Source organism: Brevibacillus reuszeri (assembly GCF_001187725.1).
GTDB lineage: Bacteria > Bacillota > Bacilli > Brevibacillales > Brevibacillaceae > Brevibacillus > Brevibacillus reuszeri.
Genome location: NZ_LGIQ01000009.1, coordinates 861,905 through 878,178 on the forward strand (window position 1 = coordinate 861,905; position 16,274 = coordinate 878,178).

A 16,274-nucleotide genomic window follows, 5' to 3' on the forward strand; every position below is an offset into this window, starting at 1 on the left:
AAAAGAGGAACTACATAGCTTATCAAGAATGTATAGTAAGTAGAGTGGTTTACTTGTGTATGTCAAATTCCCTAGTCAGGAGAGAGCAGCCTTGATGACGAATATTTCGATACTGGGGCAAGGAGATTTCATCCAGCTAGCGACACGAATCACAACCAAGCTCGCAAGCAAGATGAATGTGAACATTCAAGTTTTTGAATCACATCCCGAGGATGCTGACGATTTGCTCCATACTCTTTTGCCTCGCGTGGAGAAAACCGAGACGGACATTATCATTACGGGCCGCTTCACCAAAGGCCTGCTGGAAAGCAAGACCGATATTCCTGTGATTCATTTGCATTTGACTCCATCCGACATTCTCTCAGCTGTGAAAAAGTCGATGCCCTACTCCAACCGTATCGCCATCGCGATGTTTGACCTGGCAGATCTTCGCTACGACTACTCTGCCCTGCAGGATTTGCTGAATATCAAGCTCGAGTACATCACCTACCGCACCCCGGAAGAGCTACAGGTAAAAATTGAGAAGTTTTCCAAAACGAAAGGCGCAGTGATCGGAACCGGATTTGCCGTTACCTTTGCCAAACAAAACGGGCTGCATGGAACCCTCATTTATTCCGAAAAAAGTATTCTCGAATCGATCGAGCGTGCGATCGAAATCATCCATTATAAAAGAGAAGAAGAAACAAAGAATCAAGAGTTTAAAGCCATTATTCATTCCGTCCGTGACGGGATCATCGCCACAAATGGACAAGACAAAATCACAATCGTCAACGAGGCTGCCCGCAAGCTCCTGGAGTTGCCCGCAGAAAGTCTGTTTGGAAAGGAATTGTCTCAAGCCGTATCCGATGAAGCCTCTCGCCAGCTTGCTGATCAGGACGACTTTCAAGATAAAATCATTTCGTTCGAGCATTCGCGCCTGAATACGAATAAAACCATCTTGTATCAAAAGGGCAGGAAGATCGGTAACGTATTTACCTTTCAAGACATTACTAACATCCAAAAAATTGAACAAAAATATCGATTGGAGAATGAAGCCAAAGGACAACTCGCGAAAACCACGTTTGAGGACATCATTTGTGAGAATGCAGATATGAAACGGACGATTGAGCGTGCCAAGAAATTTGCTCTGACAGACTCGACAGTACTGATTATCGGGGAAACCGGAACAGGAAAGGAATTAATAGCCCAAAGCATTCACAATCATAGCAAGCGAAAGTCACATCCATTTGTTGCAATCAATTGTGCCGCCCTGCCTGAGACACTGTTGGAAAGTCAGCTGTTTGGCTACGAGGATGGAGCTTTTACGGGCGCCTCCAAGCATGGGAAAAAAGGGTTGTTTGAGGTTGCGCACAACGGCACTGTCTTTCTGGATGAAATCAATTCGATTTCGCTTCATTTCCAAGCACGCCTGCTTCGGGTCTTGCAAGAAAAGGAGGTCGTGTGTCTCGGCGGCAACAAGGTGATCCCGATTAACATTCGTGTGCTGGCAGCGGCGAATGAGGATTTAATTCATCTGGTGAAAAACAACACCTTTCGCGCAGATCTGTATTATCGTCTGAATGTGCTCAAGGTGAACGTCCCTCCCCTGCGCAATCGCTTGGAGGATATACCGCTTCTTACCAAGCTTTTTCTAAAAAATCAGAGCAAGGACTTGTTCCGCCAGCTCGAGCCGTACGCTTTGACCCTGTACAGCGAATTAAAGAAATACCATTATCCTGGCAATATTCGTGAGCTGTATAACATCCTGGAGCGATTTGCTATTTTAATCGACCCGGCTGATGAACAACAGCTTCTTGGTGCCGAGTTCATCAAGCAGATTGTTCTGGAGTGCATGGAGGATCGCTCTGAGGAATGGATGCACATGGAGGATAAAATTGAGATGGGAATCAAGGAAAGCTACCGGGAGAGCATGCTAGAAGCGGAAAAAGTGATTATGCAAAAGTATTTGGAATCGTTTCGTGGAGATAAATCACTGCTGGCATCCAAGCTGGGAATGGGCAGAACGACCTTTTATCGCAAGCTAAAGGATTTGGATATCACGCTATGATCTCTTTACGACGCAAAAACAGCCACCCCATTTCACTTGGGCATGGCTGTTTTTGTTGTTTATTTAGACACTCCTGCTACTGTCAAATTCGTGCTTGCTTTGGCGATTCGCATGGACATCAGTGCTGCGAGCAAGCAGACAAGACCAGCAATGATAAATGGTGTCGAGTAGCTTCCCAGCCAGTCACGCATGACCCCTGCACCATAAGCTGCTGCCGAAGCCCCCACCTGGTGAGCGACCACGATCCAACCGAAAATCATGCCCGAGTTCTCTTTCCCGAATTCTTGCGCAGCCAGCTTCACAGTCGGTGGAACGGTAGCAATCCAATCGAGACCATAGAAGATCGAGAAGATGAGCAGCATCGTTGGACCTGCATCAAGTGCATACGGTAGAAACATCAGAGACAGACCACGCAGTCCATAGTAAATGAAGAGCAGCTTGCGATTGTCGTAACGATCTGAGAGCCAGCCCGACAAAGTCGTACCAACCAAATCAAACAACCCCATCAAGGCTAAAAGACCGGCTGCCGTCACCTCTGGAATTCCAAAATCACCACAGGCTGGTATAAGATGGGTACCAATCAGTCCATTTGTAGAAAAACCACAGAAAAAGAAGGTACCAGCCAGTAGCCAAAACGTTTTGTTTTTCAATGCAGACAGCAACGCTTTAATCGGTGTTAGAAAAATATTCCCGGTAAACGGTACCGGCGGGGCAACTTTATCTGTTCCATAAGGTGCGAGACCTACTTCGTGCGGATGATTACGAAACCAGATTGCAACAACGATCATCACGATCACCAATGCAGCCACAGAGGTAAAAATTGCATAGCGCCAACCAAACTCCACCGTAATTTTCGCGAGCAGGGGCAAAAACAGCAGCTGACCTGTAGCGGCACTCGCTGTAAGCAGACCGACCACTAAGCCACGGCGATGCACAAACCATTGATTACTGACCGTGACCCCCAGCACATTGGCCATCATCCCTGTAGCAAGCCCGGATACCAAGCCCCACAAAATTTCAAACTGCCAAAGAGAGGTCATTAATGGCGTAACAGCCAAGCTTCCTGCCAATACGGCAAGGGATATGACAACCACTCTGCGTATTCCGAATTTTTGCAATAACGCTGCTGCAAAAGGTCCTGTCAAGCCATATAAGAATATTCCGACAGAAATGACACCAGAAATACTCCCTCGACTCCAGCCAAATTCAGTCGAGAACGGCAGCATGAGGATACTTGGCATGGATCTGATACCAGCAGAAACTAGCAAGGTGAGAAAAGTAAGAAAGACCACAATCCAACCGTAATAAATACCTGGGGCTTTTTCCTTCAACTGCATGAGAAGACTCCTCCACTCTCCTATTTATTGTTGTGTGTACATACAACTATATTTATAAAAAAATTACTCGTTCTCTAGTTTCTCACTCATCAATTCCATTTGTGCTGCCATTAAATCAGTAGGTTCTACCCCGAGGATTGCTTGATAGCGTCTGCACAAATTCTTCGACGCAGCACGGATCGTCTCTTCAAGCTCCAACCCTTTTTCAGTTGGATAAAGAAAAACATGCTTGCCCTGTACCTGTCGCTCCACCAGCTGTCTGGTTTGCAATTTGTCAACAAATCGCGTCAGTGTCGAAGGAGAGATATATAGTTTTTCTGCTACCTCTTTGTGAGGAATACCCGGATTTCCAATGACGAGACGAATGACATATCCATACATCGGGGTCAGCCCTGTCATCGCAAACTCTTCCTCTGCCATCTTCGTAATTGCACGGCTCAACCGGTTCGTCGTAAAAAACAGGCAGTCATGCAAATAGCTTTCATCAGCCATGAATCCTCAACTCCGAATTATTGTATGTACAACAAATATAAAAGACGTCTTTTTTCTTGTCAACAAGATTATTTCAAACGATTCCACCTCCCCTCCTGCAATTTTTCAGTCTACATCCCTGCTTCGCAAAAAACTGTTCTTTTATCTTGTCAGCACCCTTCTTACCATTTGCGGTGCCGTGCTTTTCTTGTCCCAATTGACGAGAAAAATACCCACGCAGATCAGTGCACCTCCAGCGATGACGTACCATTGCACCTGCTCACCCAGTAGACACCAGCTGCTGAGAACTCCGAAAAATGGTACGAGGAACAAAAAGGCACTCGTTTTGGTCGCATCCCCTTTTTTCAATAAATAAAACCAGAGTGAAAACTGTAAGATAGAACAAACAACTACGAGCATGAGCAGAATAAAGAGTGATGATGGATTGATGATGAAAACAGGCTCTTCTGTAAACATGCTCAGGAGCAAAATGATCAGCCCACCGGCAAGCATTTGATAAGCAGCAAGCACCATTGTGTCAAAAGCACTTCCCCACTTTTTGATCAGTAACGTCGCTACCGCAAAGCTAACAGCTGCGGCAAAAGCGAGCCAGGTGCCAGGCTGCAAATTTAGATGGAAGCCGAACGTAAAGACGACACCGATAAAACCGATGGCCACTCCTAACCATTGATACGCGCAGTATACTTTGCCAAGCACAAAGGTACCCAGGACGATTACAATCAGCGGATTGACAAAGGTAATGATGGCCGACTCACTCGACGTAATCCAATGCAAGCTGTAAAAGCCACAGCCCATAACGCCTGCTGATTGAAATAGTCCGATAGTGCCAACCTGGAGCCACTGTTTGCTGCCTTGAGGCTTTGGTCGCTTGGAGACGATCACTGCGAGAATCCCGCCAGCGAGTAGGTAACGGACGGCGACAAGCAAGAATGGCGGCGCATAGGCTAACCCCATTTTTCCAATTGGAAACGCAATCCCCATCATAAGAGTAGTGAGAAGGATTAACCCGTAGTAACTCCATTTGTTCATTGCTGCTCTCCTCCACTTTGCTTGAGATGTTTTTATTGTAAAGGAGGATTGCCATCATGCATAATGATTAGTAAAGATACTTGCTATCTCCATTTCTGATAGCAAAACTTTTCTTTCAATCATGAGTTATTTGGAACGTCGAATCAGGAGGGGTTCTTTGTGGAAAGTTCCGATTTGCGGGTATTTCAAATGGTGGCAAGAGAGGGTTCGATTACAAAGGCAGCCGCTCGTTTAGGCTATGTTCAATCTAATGTTACTGCGAAAATACAGCAATTGGAGGCAGAGCTCGGCAATGTGCTTTTTCATCGCCATAACCGAGGAATGACGTTATCCTCCAGTGGCAAAATGCTTCTTGACTACGCAAACAAAATCGTCGGTCTGCTTGATGAAGCAACGAGAGCACTCTCATCGTCCAGTGAACCGAGCGGCCCGCTAGCGATTGGCTCTACACAGACGGCCGCCGCGGTACGGCTACCCAAGCTGCTTGCCTCGTATTATGCGCAATACCCCAATGTCCGTCTCTCTTTGGCTACCGGACATACTCAGTTTTTAATGGATCAGGTGCTTCACTATGAACTCGACGGTGCCTTCATCGGCTGTGAATGCAATCATCCCGAACTCTCGTCTCTTCCAGCCTTTGAAGAAGAGCTGGTCATCGCTTCCACTGCATCCGTGATCGACATCGAGCATGCTTCCCAAAAGCCGATTCTCGTATTTACTCAGGGCTGCTCTTACCGTGCTGTATTGGAGCAGTGGATGAAAATGATGGGTCTGGATCAGCCTGTTATTATGGAGCTAGGGACCTTGGAGGCCATTATTGGAGGAGTAGCCGCTGGTCTAGGGATTTCCTTGCTGCCCAAAAAGGTAATCAGTAAGCATGTGGCGGAAGGAATGATCGCTACGCATCAAATTCCGGAGTCGATGCGGCTTATAAAAACGGAGTTCATCACGCGGAAAGATACTTATGTGACGAGTGCACTTCAGGCGTTTATCGATCAATTGCCGAAGCTTGAAACTGTTTCAACCGTCATGAACAATCAAGAAGCCTTGCGCTCCTAATAGCAGCAAGGCTTTTTCGATGAAAAATCTGGGACAACAGGCTGCTCGTTTGTCGATATCAAGAAACTGCTCGGGGTAAACGAGACGAGCGCGGCTTTTGTTCTTCCCTCACGAAATATGTTTACATAATTTTTATTATGTGAACTTTTTTCTCACCTTCTTCTCTCTTACACACAGAAAAAGAATTTTAACGTCAACGAAAAATGCCTAGTTCACTTTCTTTCCAAGACATTTTTATAGAGCCAATGTGTTCGTTATTTCCACTTGTCAGTCCCTACCCGCCTCGTAAATCTTCTGAGCCAACATCGCCGGTCTTGTCAGTGTGTCCGTAAAGTGGTCTCCATCGCCAACGATCAAGCGGAACTGACCGAGACGGCTGGACATGTGCGGATGCCAGCCGAAGCCTTCTCCTTGTGGCAATGCATTGTCTTGGTAGAAGTAAACATAGCTTTTAGGCGTAGACAGTGCATAGAACGATTTCAGATCCAGCTTCTCGAAAAGCGGCTTAGCCGGTTCCGGAGTGACACTTGCATACATCTGTTTGGCTTCCTTATGAGTTGCCGTATTGACGAATGCATCCCGAAACAACGGAAACGTAAGCATGATCGTATCGTCCGTTGAGCTGGCTCTGAGCTGCTCGAAGCCTTCCTTCATTTCCGTGGTAAACTCGTCGGCAACCGATTCGCCGTCTTTGAGTACGAAAGCGTCCCAGAAGACTAGGCGTCTGATGCGGTCCGGTACTTGCTCTGCAACCTTCTGGATGACCGATCCGCCGAAGCTGTGACCGACGAGAATAAAATCACGCAGGTTCCGTTTCGTTATAAAATCAACGACCGACTTCGTAATCATCGCATGCGTGACATCTTTATTTGGATCGTTGCCGTGACCTGCGTATTCCGGTGTATAGACGACATGACCTTGACTGCGCAGCACCTCTGCAACACTGTCCCAGAAGTGAGCGTCAGCCCAAGATCCGTGTACAAGCACGAAGATAAGCTGCTCTTGCTCCGGTGAATGGTATCCTTCATCCGCTCCTTGGGTACCCTTGGTCCAGGGCAGCCATCCTTCTGAATATGGGGAGGAATAATACCTGATTGGCATATACCTATAATCAGGGAAGGGAAATGGATAAAATTCTTGGCGATAAGGATACATGTGAAAGACATCCTCTCAAATCGACATATATGCTCAGCTTATGCCCACTATGTTTGAGAGGTTCTCAAGCTCTATCCGTCGGTTCGACTCACCAAATCTTACTATCCGTGTAAATGCTACCGTATCATCCGTTTTTTCAGGAAATACATAGTAATGAACACAATAAGAGCTCCGAAAACAACATATGGGTAAAAGTCTGACCAGCCATTCCTATCACCCGCATACTCACCCTCATAAGCTGCCTTAATATACACCCCCTCCTTTTCTTTCACAGCGATTGCATCCTTTCTTTCAAGTCCGATAATTTCGAAATATTCCGTTCCTTTTGGGTATCGATTCGAAAAATTCCCCGAGTAAGTCCCTTCCTGATCCGAATAGCTAGTAACCTTTCCGATTTTCGAGCCAATTTGTTTTGGATCTACATGCTCCTCTGAGATCACATATATGCTTCCATTATTGACAACAAACATATACGCCCAGCTCGCCTTGACAGTACCAATAAATAAAGTACATGCAAGAAAGAGAGCCGAGAGTACACTCATCTGCATCCTCATATAATCCCCCCTTCGTCATATTTGACGCCCTATCATTTCCTTCGTTTCGATCGCTCCAAAATCTGATTGAACCGGGACAGCAGTTCGTGCAGACGTTATCCAACCATCCAGATTTTGAGGTGGTCATGATGGTTACCTCAAGAACCTTGAAGTCTTATGTGGAAGTCTTACTGGAATCAAATGGATCATCGAGATTTCATAAAAAGAGGTATCCAGGAATGGATGTTTCGCTCCTGAATACCTTTTTGATTTTCCAATTCGTTTACGAGTTAGCTACCACAGCTTCCACTCTTCTCTTTGTAAATACACGTAGGCAAAACAGGAACAGCAATACGGCACAAACCACATACGGAATCGACAAATGAAGCGAGTATAGGAGGGTCCCGGTCAAGGGACCGATAAACGAGCCCACCCCTTGTGCCGCTGCCGTATAGGTGGCCACGGTTGATTGCTCTTCCGCCTGAACTGCAAGTGATGCCGCTGTGATATAACCGGGTAGAGTAAATCCGATTCCGATTCCAAATAAAACGAACACGAGTAGATACAGCGACGGAGCTAACAAAAATAGCGCAAAGGCGGCAAACAAAGATGTCAAGCCGAGTTTAAGTAAGCGAGCTGGCTTCCATCTGAGATAGCGTCCTACCATGAGCTGTACGACTACCACGATGACCCCTGCCACGGAAAGCCCGACGCCGATCATCGTAGCTGCATCTATCGCGGCTAATGATAGCTGGTCCTGCATATAAATCCCGCACGTCACCTGCAAAATGATCATAACGGTCGATAGCAACAGACCGATTGCCACATATAGACTGATGCGCGGATCAGTAGCCGACAGCTTTCCACCCGATGCCTTTTCCCGCTGCTTTTGCTGGGGAGGAATGATCATTGCAAAGCAAATCGCTACCACAGCAAGCAACGCAGCCGAAGCATACATAGGCGCTGTGAAGCCAACAGAAGTCAATGCGGCACCCAAAGCTGGCCCAAGTACAAAACCCATACCGCTCGCTCCCCCGAACAACGCCATCCCGGATGCCCGGTTTTGAGCGGTTGTCCACTCCATGAGATAGCCCTGTGCCATCGTTGGAATCGCTCCAAAGAAAAAACCGCCGACTGCCCGTAGAAAAAACAACTGCCAGTAAAGAACGATAGGATTTACCGCAACAAGCTGTGCCTGATCGGATAAATAAGCAAAGCTCGCGAGTGTCAAAAGGTAGCCAGTGATTGCAATCACCATGACCCTTTTCCGCTTGGTTCGTGCCCAATTTCCCCATAGAAAGCTGCCGATGATCCAGAACAAGCCGGTAATCGTCACCAGACTACCCGTTTGAATCTCCGTAAAGCCCAAATTGCGTGCCAGCAATCCCAGGATCGGATTGAAGGTGGCGATGGAAGTCATTGCGACCAGTACTGTGATAAAAATCATCAGGAAGTTTTTGTTCACCGTGATTCTCTCCTCTCTGATAATGATTATCAACCACTTGGAAACACTCCCTCTACTTGCAGCAGAAGTTTTTATCCCTACAGCGGGAGTAATTTCGTAAACTGGTCTACGCTATCCCATTAGCAAGCGACAATCGTCATACAAAAAAACAACCAAGCCGAAGCAAGGTTGTTTTAATATCCGAAGTGCCTTTTCACATATTCACTCGGGTTACAGCCGTACTGTTTTCGAAAGGCTGCCGTAAAATTACTGGCATTGCTATAACCAACTGCTACTGCCGCCTGTCCGATATTTACCTGTTCCGTTTCCATCAGCCACAGCGCTCTTTCCAAGCGAGCCTTTCTCACCTGCTCAAAGATCGTCATGTCGTACAATTCTCGAAAGCCCTGCTTTAGCTTGAACTCATTCATCCCTACCTGTCGTGACAGCTGGCGAATTGATAACGGATTTTCCAAATGCGTGAGAATGAGTTCACGAGCTTGTTCGATCACTTCCCGGTCCTGCTTTCGCCAAATGACCTTTGTTTTGGAAGGGGGCTGTACGAAGCTGTGATCCTGATTGACCAGCGCAATGATTTCCATCGCTTTGCTCTCCAGATATAGCTTCTTGAGCGGTCCTTGATACGTGCAAAAGTACATGTCATGGACGCATTTTTCAATAGCCGGAGTCACTTCGTACGCGTCAATGCTGTCTGTATGCCGCTTTAAAAAGGCTTCCAGAGAACCTCTGTCTTCTATACTATCGGTATATCCAAAAAGATGCTCGGGACTCATCCGTATCTCCAAAAACTGATTTCGGATAAGTGCTTTCCTCTCCACATAAATCTGACTGTCCTCCAGAAAAACAACATTTCCTTGTTGACGGCTAATATGCCGTTCACGCCCGTTCCAAGCACAATACGTATCGCCATTCAGGCTGTAATTAAACTCAAGCAATCGGCAGCTTTCCTTGATCGTTAGCTTCAGGTCCTCTACCAAACGTACATTGTAATGACAATTTCCATACCTGATCGAATACGCATGCGCGTAATCTCGCCAGACCCAGTATGGGACGGGATGACGGCCTGTTGCTCCCACTTCTGATCCCGCATCGTCCCCTGCATGGATTTCAGAAAGAGCGGGTAGTAATCATGAATATCCGAAATCTGCAATTGGAGTTCCATTTTCGTCTCCCTTTCCCGCCATTTCGATCCAGCGACTGTAAGGTATTGTATCATGCAAGGGGCCGTTATGGTCAATGCCGCTGCACTTACTTCATCAGACCCTGTAGGGCTAGTACCTTCTTTTTCTTGCTCATTCGTGCTTCGATCGCTTGCTCCATAGTAACAGCGATAAATCGTGTTTTAGTTTGGGGCCTTGACTGTGCAACCAGGTCCAAATCTGCGCTTATCGTCGTCCCCAGCGTCACAAAGCCTCCGCCGGTCGTTGCATCGCGTAACAACAGGATCAGCTCTTTTTCGTTCGGAACCATGATTGCCCCGATCGGATAAACAATGTCAACGGTATTGGAGAGGTTATTACCAGCGCCAAAGGGCGGATCGATCGGCTTGAACGATGCCGAGGCACCCGAATACCGATAGGCAATATTGTTGGACTCGATTCCCACCTGCCACTCCGAATTCAAAAAGGCTTTGACTCCTTCATCGCTTAACCGATAGCTGGAGATGCCCATCACCATGCGTATATCGACAGACGATGAAAACTTGGGCATATACTCCTCAGGTATTCTCATACCGACATGATGAAATACTCCTGGTAACGGCTCGCCGATTATGATCTCATCCCCTGCCATCAGCTTACGGCCATGGAAGCCCCCAAGCTGGCTGAGTGTGTAGGTCGAACGAGACCCGAGAACATGCGGAACTTGTATGCCACCGGAGACACACAAGTACGATTTCACTCCTCTTTTCATAGAACGGAGGGTTAAAATATCACCTTCCTGCACGCAGATCGTCTCCCACATCGGTATGACTGACCCGTTCAACTTTACGTCCAATGGTGCCCCGGTAATGGCTATGACTGTTTTTTTGCGCACCTCGATTTCAGGACCTAGCAGCGTAATTTCGAGAGCCGCATAATCTACGGGATTTCCCAGTAAAATGTTTCCCAGAACGTAGGAGTACCTGTCAGCAGCACCCGAAGGAGGAACGCCCAGGTGGTAGTAATCTTTGCGTCCCATATCTTGGACCAATGTTTGCAGTCCGCCGTCCCGGATGTAAAGCATTAAAATCCCTCCATGAGCTGTGTCAAATACGCTTTTTTGTTTGCAAAATACTCCTCTGTGGAGAAATCAACATGCTTGATACGATAACGATACTCCCCCGCATTTACCTGCCCGATAATCTGGTTATATTCGGCTTCATTCACTGGACGATGCTTCCATATGTCGCCGGGTCTTGCCAAAAAGAACGTGTCTTTCAGGTCATGAAGTCTCCCTGATTGATCAAAAACGGGTACTGCCGCCGTCCCGATAAGCTGATAGCTGCCAGGAGCGTGCAAGGGATAGATCACAGTAAAAGCACCACCAAGTCCCACGGCTAGACTTGGCGTATCCGTACGTGGACTGCTGTATTTCGGCGTTTGGATGATTTGCTGCTGTTCCAGCCCTAATGGATACTCCCATGCCGTCCCTGGAATAAACCCCATCATCGTAATCAGATAGGGGCTGGATGAGTGGGCCTCGATAAATTCCTCCTTGGATGCAAAATGATTCAGCTTCATGACCAGCTCGAAGTCACTCATCGCATCATGCGAAATATTTCGCTCCGAAAAGCGACGACTGTACTCCTGTGTAAACGGATCATCGTACCAGATCGGAATTTCTACGATTCGCACCTGCATATTCAGCTCGGAAGGATTACTTTTGGTGATATCGATTTCTTTCAAATACTCCAGCAAATCAACTGGAGAAATGACTTCCGGATCAAAACGGATAATATACGAAGAATTGGACGGGCAAATATCATGCACGCCAGGAATGTCCCGCTTGCGCAATTCATTTGTCACCGCCAAAGCTTTGAAATTACTTTCTTCACTCATATCCCGAGAGATTTCCGCGTAAATGTATTCGTCTCCTCCAAAGTCAAAACGGGTTTCGGGCAAGGTAAACATCCGAAATGCTCCTCTCTATCCACAATCATTGAAGTCTTCGTTGCATGCGTCTGCTTACCGTCGCGGGACTGACCCCTAAAATTTTCGCTACGCGTGCTGCCGTACCGTATTTTTTCAGCGCCAGCGAGATCAACTGATTTTCCACTTCCTCCACGGCATCTTTTAACGGCATAATATCGAGAACCACAGTCTTGTTTTCCCGGGCGAGCGGTTCTTCCTTAAACAGATTGGGAATGACATCCTGCGTCCCGATGCTATCCGAGCGAGTCTTTACTACGAGTCTTTCGATGACATTTTGCAGCTCTCGGACATTCCCCGGCCACGAATATCCTTCGAGCATATGCAAGGCATCCCGATTAATGCTCTTCTCCAGCGCGTACATCTCGTTGAATTCCTTTAGAAAATGGATCGCCAACGGAATGATGTCCGCAATGCGCTTGCGTAAAGGTGGGATCTCAATCGGAACGACGTATAGACGATAAAAGAGATCTTCCCGAAATTTCTGACTTCTTACAAGCTCCTTCATGTTTTGATTCGTCGCCACAATTATCCTGATGTCCACAGGAATCGTACGGGTTCCTCCTACTCTCATAATCTCTCTTTCTTGCAGGACGCGAAGTAGCTTCACTTGCATGTTATAAGGCAGCTCTGTGACCTCATCGAGAAAAATACTTCCCTTGTGTCCCATTTCAAACATGCCCGGCTTTCCTTTTTGATCCGCTCCCGTAAAAGCCCCTTTTTCGTACCCAAACAATTCGCTTTCGATCAAGCTTTCAGGGAGCGCTCCACAGTTTACGCGAATAAAAGGCTCGTTTTTTCTCATGCTGAATTCGTGGATGGCTTGGGCAAACACTTCTTTTCCAACGCCTGATTCCCCGACCAACAGCACAGTCGAATCTACCTTGGCAATATGCTTGAGCTCATCAACCAGGCTCTCCATCACTTGCGATCGGTAGACAAGCTTTTTGTGATTCGCCTGGCGCGTAGCCAGTTCAGACGCATCAGTTGCAGGAGTCACCTCTAAATCGGAGCGCAGCACATGAATACCCGTAATGTCTCTTGACAGGATGACGATCTTCTCCAGCTGGTCACCATGAAATACAGGGGTTGCCACAGACCATACCATTCTGCCGCTTTTTGATTCCTGAATCAGAGATAGCTTTTTCTTTTGCGTCATACATAAATCGGCGATGTTCGGATAAAAAATGCCTGCTTTCTCGAGCTGATACACATCACTTTCGATCAGTTGCTCCGGATGCTGCACCTGCCAAAACTCTTGCAGGAAGGTGCCTGCGATCCGCACAATTTTCCCCGCATGATTGACAACCACGATCTGCTCGTTTTCCGAGGAATAGATCGCCTGCAGATCATCGGTTATGTTGCGGACGAACTCCAATTCGTTCATGGCTTCTCCCAGCCGCTCACGGTGAGAAAATATATGTACAATGCCAATAATCTTTCCATGCTCGTATAAAGGGGAGAAATTACCGCTCGTCCGTTTGAAATTGATCGAGCTCTCCACACTCAATAATTGCTTGCCTGAAAGAACCTCATCCAGATCTTTATCAATCGTAAGCAAAGCTTTGTAATTGCGGTATTGAAGCACACTTTTGGGCAGGCCAAGAATTTGCTCCGCCGTTTCATTCATAAAAGAGATTTCAAAATGAGAGTCAGTCGTAATGATGCCGATTCCTGAGCTGTTAAAGATGTGATTCAACTGTTCCAGCTTGTACTGCCCCAGCCGATTCCGCGCATCTCGCGCACTGGTGTAGCCCGTAATTTTTCCACTCTGATCCACACCTAGTACAACCGAAATGTTGTGAAAGAAGGCGATCGGACTATCAACGGGTACTTTCACCATATCCTTTTGGTATTCAACCTGATCCAAGAGGTTGCCCGTCGCCTGGATTTGCTTCAAAAGTGAGCTGCGGTCGATATAGCCGACAATTCCTTGCTGTTCATTTCCAATCAGCAATCTGGTCAATTTGCTTTCCTGCATGAAATCGAGAGCTTCCTGTAATGTACTTTCTATCGGTAAATGGATTGAAACCGGATGCAAGATATCGTTCCATACCAGCAAGCTATCCCCTCCGAAAGCATGAATTTTTAGAAAACTCACCCTCTCTAGCATACCAATCTTTTCATATGTATGGGAGATTGATTACGAAAAAGAAGAAGCTGAACGCGAAAGGCGATCAGCTTGCCTGAATCGGTGCTACTGTTATACCTGTGGCGCGCAGTGCTTCATAAATATGCTTGATGAGGATGGGAGCTCCTGGGGTGTCGCCGTGAATGCAAACCGTTTCGGCATGAACACTCGCTTCTTCTCCATATGGGGTCACTACAATCCCCTCTTTTACCATGCGAACTACGCGTGCTGCCATCATCTCGTAATTTTCAATCGTGGGTCCTGTTCTCGTAAGGACAATCGAACCGGTCTTGGTATGCTCTCGGTCTGCGTATACTTCTTTCGCAATCGGGATGCCCATTTGTCTGCCGACTTCTTCCATAGCCGAATTTTGCAGGGCAAATACAATCATTCTATTTGATACCCGTCCCAATGCTTCCAATATGGCTCGGGCCAGCTTTTCATCGTCCATGGCCATCATGTACAGGGCACCATGCGGTTTGCAATGCCGTAGCTCCATGTGATAATAGGTAGCGAACTCACGCAGGGCACCAACCTGATACATGATGTAATCGCGGATTTCATTTGGCGTGCAGGACATGTATCGCCTACCGAAGCCGATCGAATCTGGAAAACCCGGATGAGCTCCGATTGCGACATCATACTCCTTTGCCATCTGAACGGTTTTGTGCATCACATGAGGGTCGCCTGCATGGTAGCCACACGCAATATTTGCGGAGGAAATGTATTTGATCATTTCCTCATCATTGCCCATTTGATACAGGCCAAAGCTCTCCCCCATGTCGCAGTTCAAATCGACCTTCATGTTATCCCCCCTGCTGTCATCCTTTAAGAAGCGTCTCTACAAATTTGGTATTGTAGTTTCCGGCTTGAAAAGCTGAATCATCCATAATCGATGCTAATAAGGGCAAATTGTTTTTGATCCCGCTCACTGTGCAATGTTGCAAAGCTTGTTGCATTTTTTCAATGGCTTCCGCTCTGCTTGCACCATGCGTTATCATCTTGCCAATCATCGGATCATAAAACGGGGTTACCTGATCTCCTTGCGTCACAGCAAATTCCAAACGTGCCTCTTCCGGCGCAATCAAAGTGTCGATCTTCCCGGGTGAAGGCATAAAGGTACGAGGGTCTTCTGCATATACCCGACACTCGATAGCGTGACCGGATGGAGTAGCTGGGATTTCGTCTCGATCAATAGGTACATTGGCTGCAATTTTAAGCTGCCACTCGACCAAATCGACGCCACTGATTTCTTCTGTGACTGGATGCTCCACTTGAATTCGTGTGTTCATTTCCAAAAAGTAATACTGACCATGCTCATCCACAATGAATTCCATCGTGCCAACATTCGTATAGCCAATGCTTTCGGCACCTTTGACCGCTGCAGCACACAATGCTTCACGTGCCTTGGGATCAAGAAACGGTGATGGCGCTTCCTCAAGTGAACGAAGAGCTCCATCCACTCCAGGAACGATTTAAATCCCCGCCGCCTTCATCTGCTTGCGAGCCGCGATTTTGTCTCCCATTAATCGTATGATAGAAGCTGAGGGTCCAATGAACGTAATCCCTTCTTCCGTGCAGCGTTCCGCAAAGCTAGCATTCTCCGCCAAAAAACCATACCCCGGATGAATGGCATCTGCTCCTGTTTGTTTCGCAGCCTGAATGATCGCCTCAAGGTCAAGATAGCTTTTTTTGACTGGTGCTGGTCCAATAAGAACCGCCTCATCTGCTTCCTTAACAAACAAAGCCGCTGCATCTGCTTCCGAGTAAACAGCTACCGTAGAAATAGACAAGCGTTTGCAGGTACGGATTATACAGCGAGCAATTTCACCCCTGTTGGCTATTAGCACTTTTTTGAAATAACGCATGAAGTCCTCCATTTTATCCACGCTGTTGTT

The 16,274-nt window shown here is 47.0% G+C and carries 14 protein-coding genes and 1 pseudogene; 2 read left to right on the plus strand and 13 right to left on the minus strand.

What is annotated here, in order from left to right; all coding sequences use genetic code 11:
- Positions 1–94 precede the first annotated feature (94 nt).
- Positions 95–2,047, plus strand: coding sequence for a sigma-54-dependent Fis family transcriptional regulator (locus tag ADS79_RS18400; protein WP_049739851.1), 1,953 nt, complete (start codon positions 95–97; stop codon positions 2,045–2,047).
- Positions 2,048–2,106: 59 nt separating this feature from the next.
- Here ADS79_RS18400 and ADS79_RS18405 read toward each other — a convergent pair whose 3' ends face one another.
- The 3 genes from ADS79_RS18405 to ADS79_RS18415 form a co-directional block, all read right to left on the minus strand.
- A complete protein-coding gene (locus tag ADS79_RS18405; protein ID WP_049739852.1) occupies positions 2,107–3,384 on the minus strand; it encodes an MFS transporter in 1,278 nt (425 codons plus the stop codon).
- 63 nt (positions 3,385–3,447) lie between these two features.
- The gene (locus tag ADS79_RS18410) at positions 3,448–3,876 is read right to left on the minus strand and encodes a MarR family winged helix-turn-helix transcriptional regulator (RefSeq protein WP_049739853.1); all 429 of its coding nucleotides are present in this window, start codon (positions 3,874–3,876) and stop codon (positions 3,448–3,450) included.
- A gap of 141 nt (positions 3,877–4,017) precedes the next feature.
- Positions 4,018–4,905, minus strand: coding sequence for a DMT family transporter (locus ADS79_RS18415; RefSeq protein ID WP_049739854.1), 888 nt, complete (start codon positions 4,903–4,905; stop codon positions 4,018–4,020).
- Between the two features lie 159 nt (positions 4,906–5,064).
- Here ADS79_RS18415 and ADS79_RS18420 point away from each other — a divergent pair, with 159 nt between their 5' ends.
- Complete coding sequence (locus ADS79_RS18420; protein WP_049739855.1) at positions 5,065–5,964, plus strand: LysR family transcriptional regulator; 900 nt, start codon at positions 5,065–5,067, stop codon at positions 5,962–5,964.
- A 267-nt stretch (positions 5,965–6,231) separates the two neighbouring features.
- Here the strand turns inward: ADS79_RS18420 and ADS79_RS18425 are convergent, their stop codons facing one another.
- From ADS79_RS18425 to ADS79_RS18470, 10 genes and pseudogenes are all read right to left on the minus strand, one after another.
- Entirely contained in the window at positions 6,232–7,119 is an 888-nt protein-coding gene (locus ADS79_RS18425; protein WP_049739856.1) for an alpha/beta hydrolase, read from the minus strand.
- A 116-nt stretch (positions 7,120–7,235) separates the two neighbouring features.
- Positions 7,236–7,673 (minus strand): hypothetical protein, encoded by a 438-nt coding sequence (locus ADS79_RS18430; RefSeq protein WP_174769578.1) that lies wholly within the window; start codon positions 7,671–7,673, stop codon positions 7,236–7,238.
- A 262-nt stretch (positions 7,674–7,935) separates the two neighbouring features.
- A complete protein-coding gene (locus ADS79_RS18435; protein WP_049739857.1) occupies positions 7,936–9,117 on the minus strand; it encodes an MFS transporter in 1,182 nt (393 codons plus the stop codon).
- Positions 9,118–9,290: 173 nt separating this feature from the next.
- On the minus strand, positions 9,291–10,052 hold the full coding sequence (locus tag ADS79_RS18440; protein WP_141260819.1) for a helix-turn-helix domain-containing protein: 762 nt from the start codon (positions 10,050–10,052) through the stop codon (positions 9,291–9,293).
- A gap of 35 nt (positions 10,053–10,087) precedes the next feature.
- Positions 10,088–10,279, minus strand: coding sequence for a hypothetical protein (locus ADS79_RS18445; protein WP_049739859.1), 192 nt, complete (start codon positions 10,277–10,279; stop codon positions 10,088–10,090).
- Between the two features lie 86 nt (positions 10,280–10,365).
- Entirely contained in the window at positions 10,366–11,340 is a 975-nt protein-coding gene (locus tag ADS79_RS18450; RefSeq protein WP_049739860.1) for a 5-oxoprolinase subunit C family protein, read from the minus strand.
- Positions 11,340–12,227 (minus strand): 5-oxoprolinase subunit B family protein, encoded by an 888-nt coding sequence (locus ADS79_RS18455; RefSeq protein ID WP_049739861.1) that lies wholly within the window; start codon positions 12,225–12,227, stop codon positions 11,340–11,342. Before ADS79_RS18455 ends, ADS79_RS18450 begins: the two co-directional genes overlap by 1 nt.
- Before the next feature lie 25 nt (positions 12,228–12,252).
- Positions 12,253–14,307 carry a sigma-54-dependent Fis family transcriptional regulator gene (locus ADS79_RS18460; protein WP_049739862.1) on the minus strand — a complete coding sequence of 685 codons (2,055 nt, stop codon included), beginning with the start codon at positions 14,305–14,307 and terminating at the stop codon, positions 12,253–12,255.
- A gap of 115 nt (positions 14,308–14,422) precedes the next feature.
- Complete coding sequence (locus ADS79_RS18465; RefSeq protein WP_049739863.1) at positions 14,423–15,181, minus strand: LamB/YcsF family protein; 759 nt, start codon at positions 15,179–15,181, stop codon at positions 14,423–14,425.
- 16 nt (positions 15,182–15,197) lie between these two features.
- Positions 15,198–16,244: pseudogene (locus ADS79_RS18470) on the minus strand (acetyl-CoA carboxylase biotin carboxylase subunit).
- Positions 16,245–16,274: the final 30 nt, after the last annotated feature.

Coding starts and splice junctions, on each gene's coding strand:
- ADS79_RS18455 (WP_049739861.1), bottom strand. CDS start 12,227: ATGTTTACCTTGCCCGAAACCCGTTTTGACTTTGGAGGAGACGAATAC.
- ADS79_RS18410 (WP_049739853.1), bottom strand. CDS start 3,876: ATGGCTGATGAAAGCTATTTGCATGACTGCCTGTTTTTTACGACGAAC.
- ADS79_RS18450 (WP_049739860.1), bottom strand. CDS start 11,340: ATGCTTTACATCCGGGACGGCGGACTGCAAACATTGGTCCAAGATATG.
- ADS79_RS18415 (WP_049739854.1), bottom strand. CDS start 4,905: ATGAACAAATGGAGTTACTACGGGTTAATCCTTCTCACTACTCTTATG.
- ADS79_RS18400 (WP_049739851.1), top strand. CDS start 95: ATGACGAATATTTCGATACTGGGGCAAGGAGATTTCATCCAGCTAGCG.
- ADS79_RS18430 (WP_174769578.1), bottom strand. CDS start 7,673: ATGAGGATGCAGATGAGTGTACTCTCGGCTCTCTTTCTTGCATGTACT.
- ADS79_RS18405 (WP_049739852.1), bottom strand. CDS start 3,384: ATGCAGTTGAAGGAAAAAGCCCCAGGTATTTATTACGGTTGGATTGTG.
- ADS79_RS18465 (WP_049739863.1), bottom strand. CDS start 15,181: ATGAAGGTCGATTTGAACTGCGACATGGGGGAGAGCTTTGGCCTGTAT.
- ADS79_RS18445 (WP_049739859.1), bottom strand. CDS start 10,279: ATGGAACTCCAATTGCAGATTTCGGATATTCATGATTACTACCCGCTC.
- ADS79_RS18425 (WP_049739856.1), bottom strand. CDS start 7,119: ATGTATCCTTATCGCCAAGAATTTTATCCATTTCCCTTCCCTGATTAT.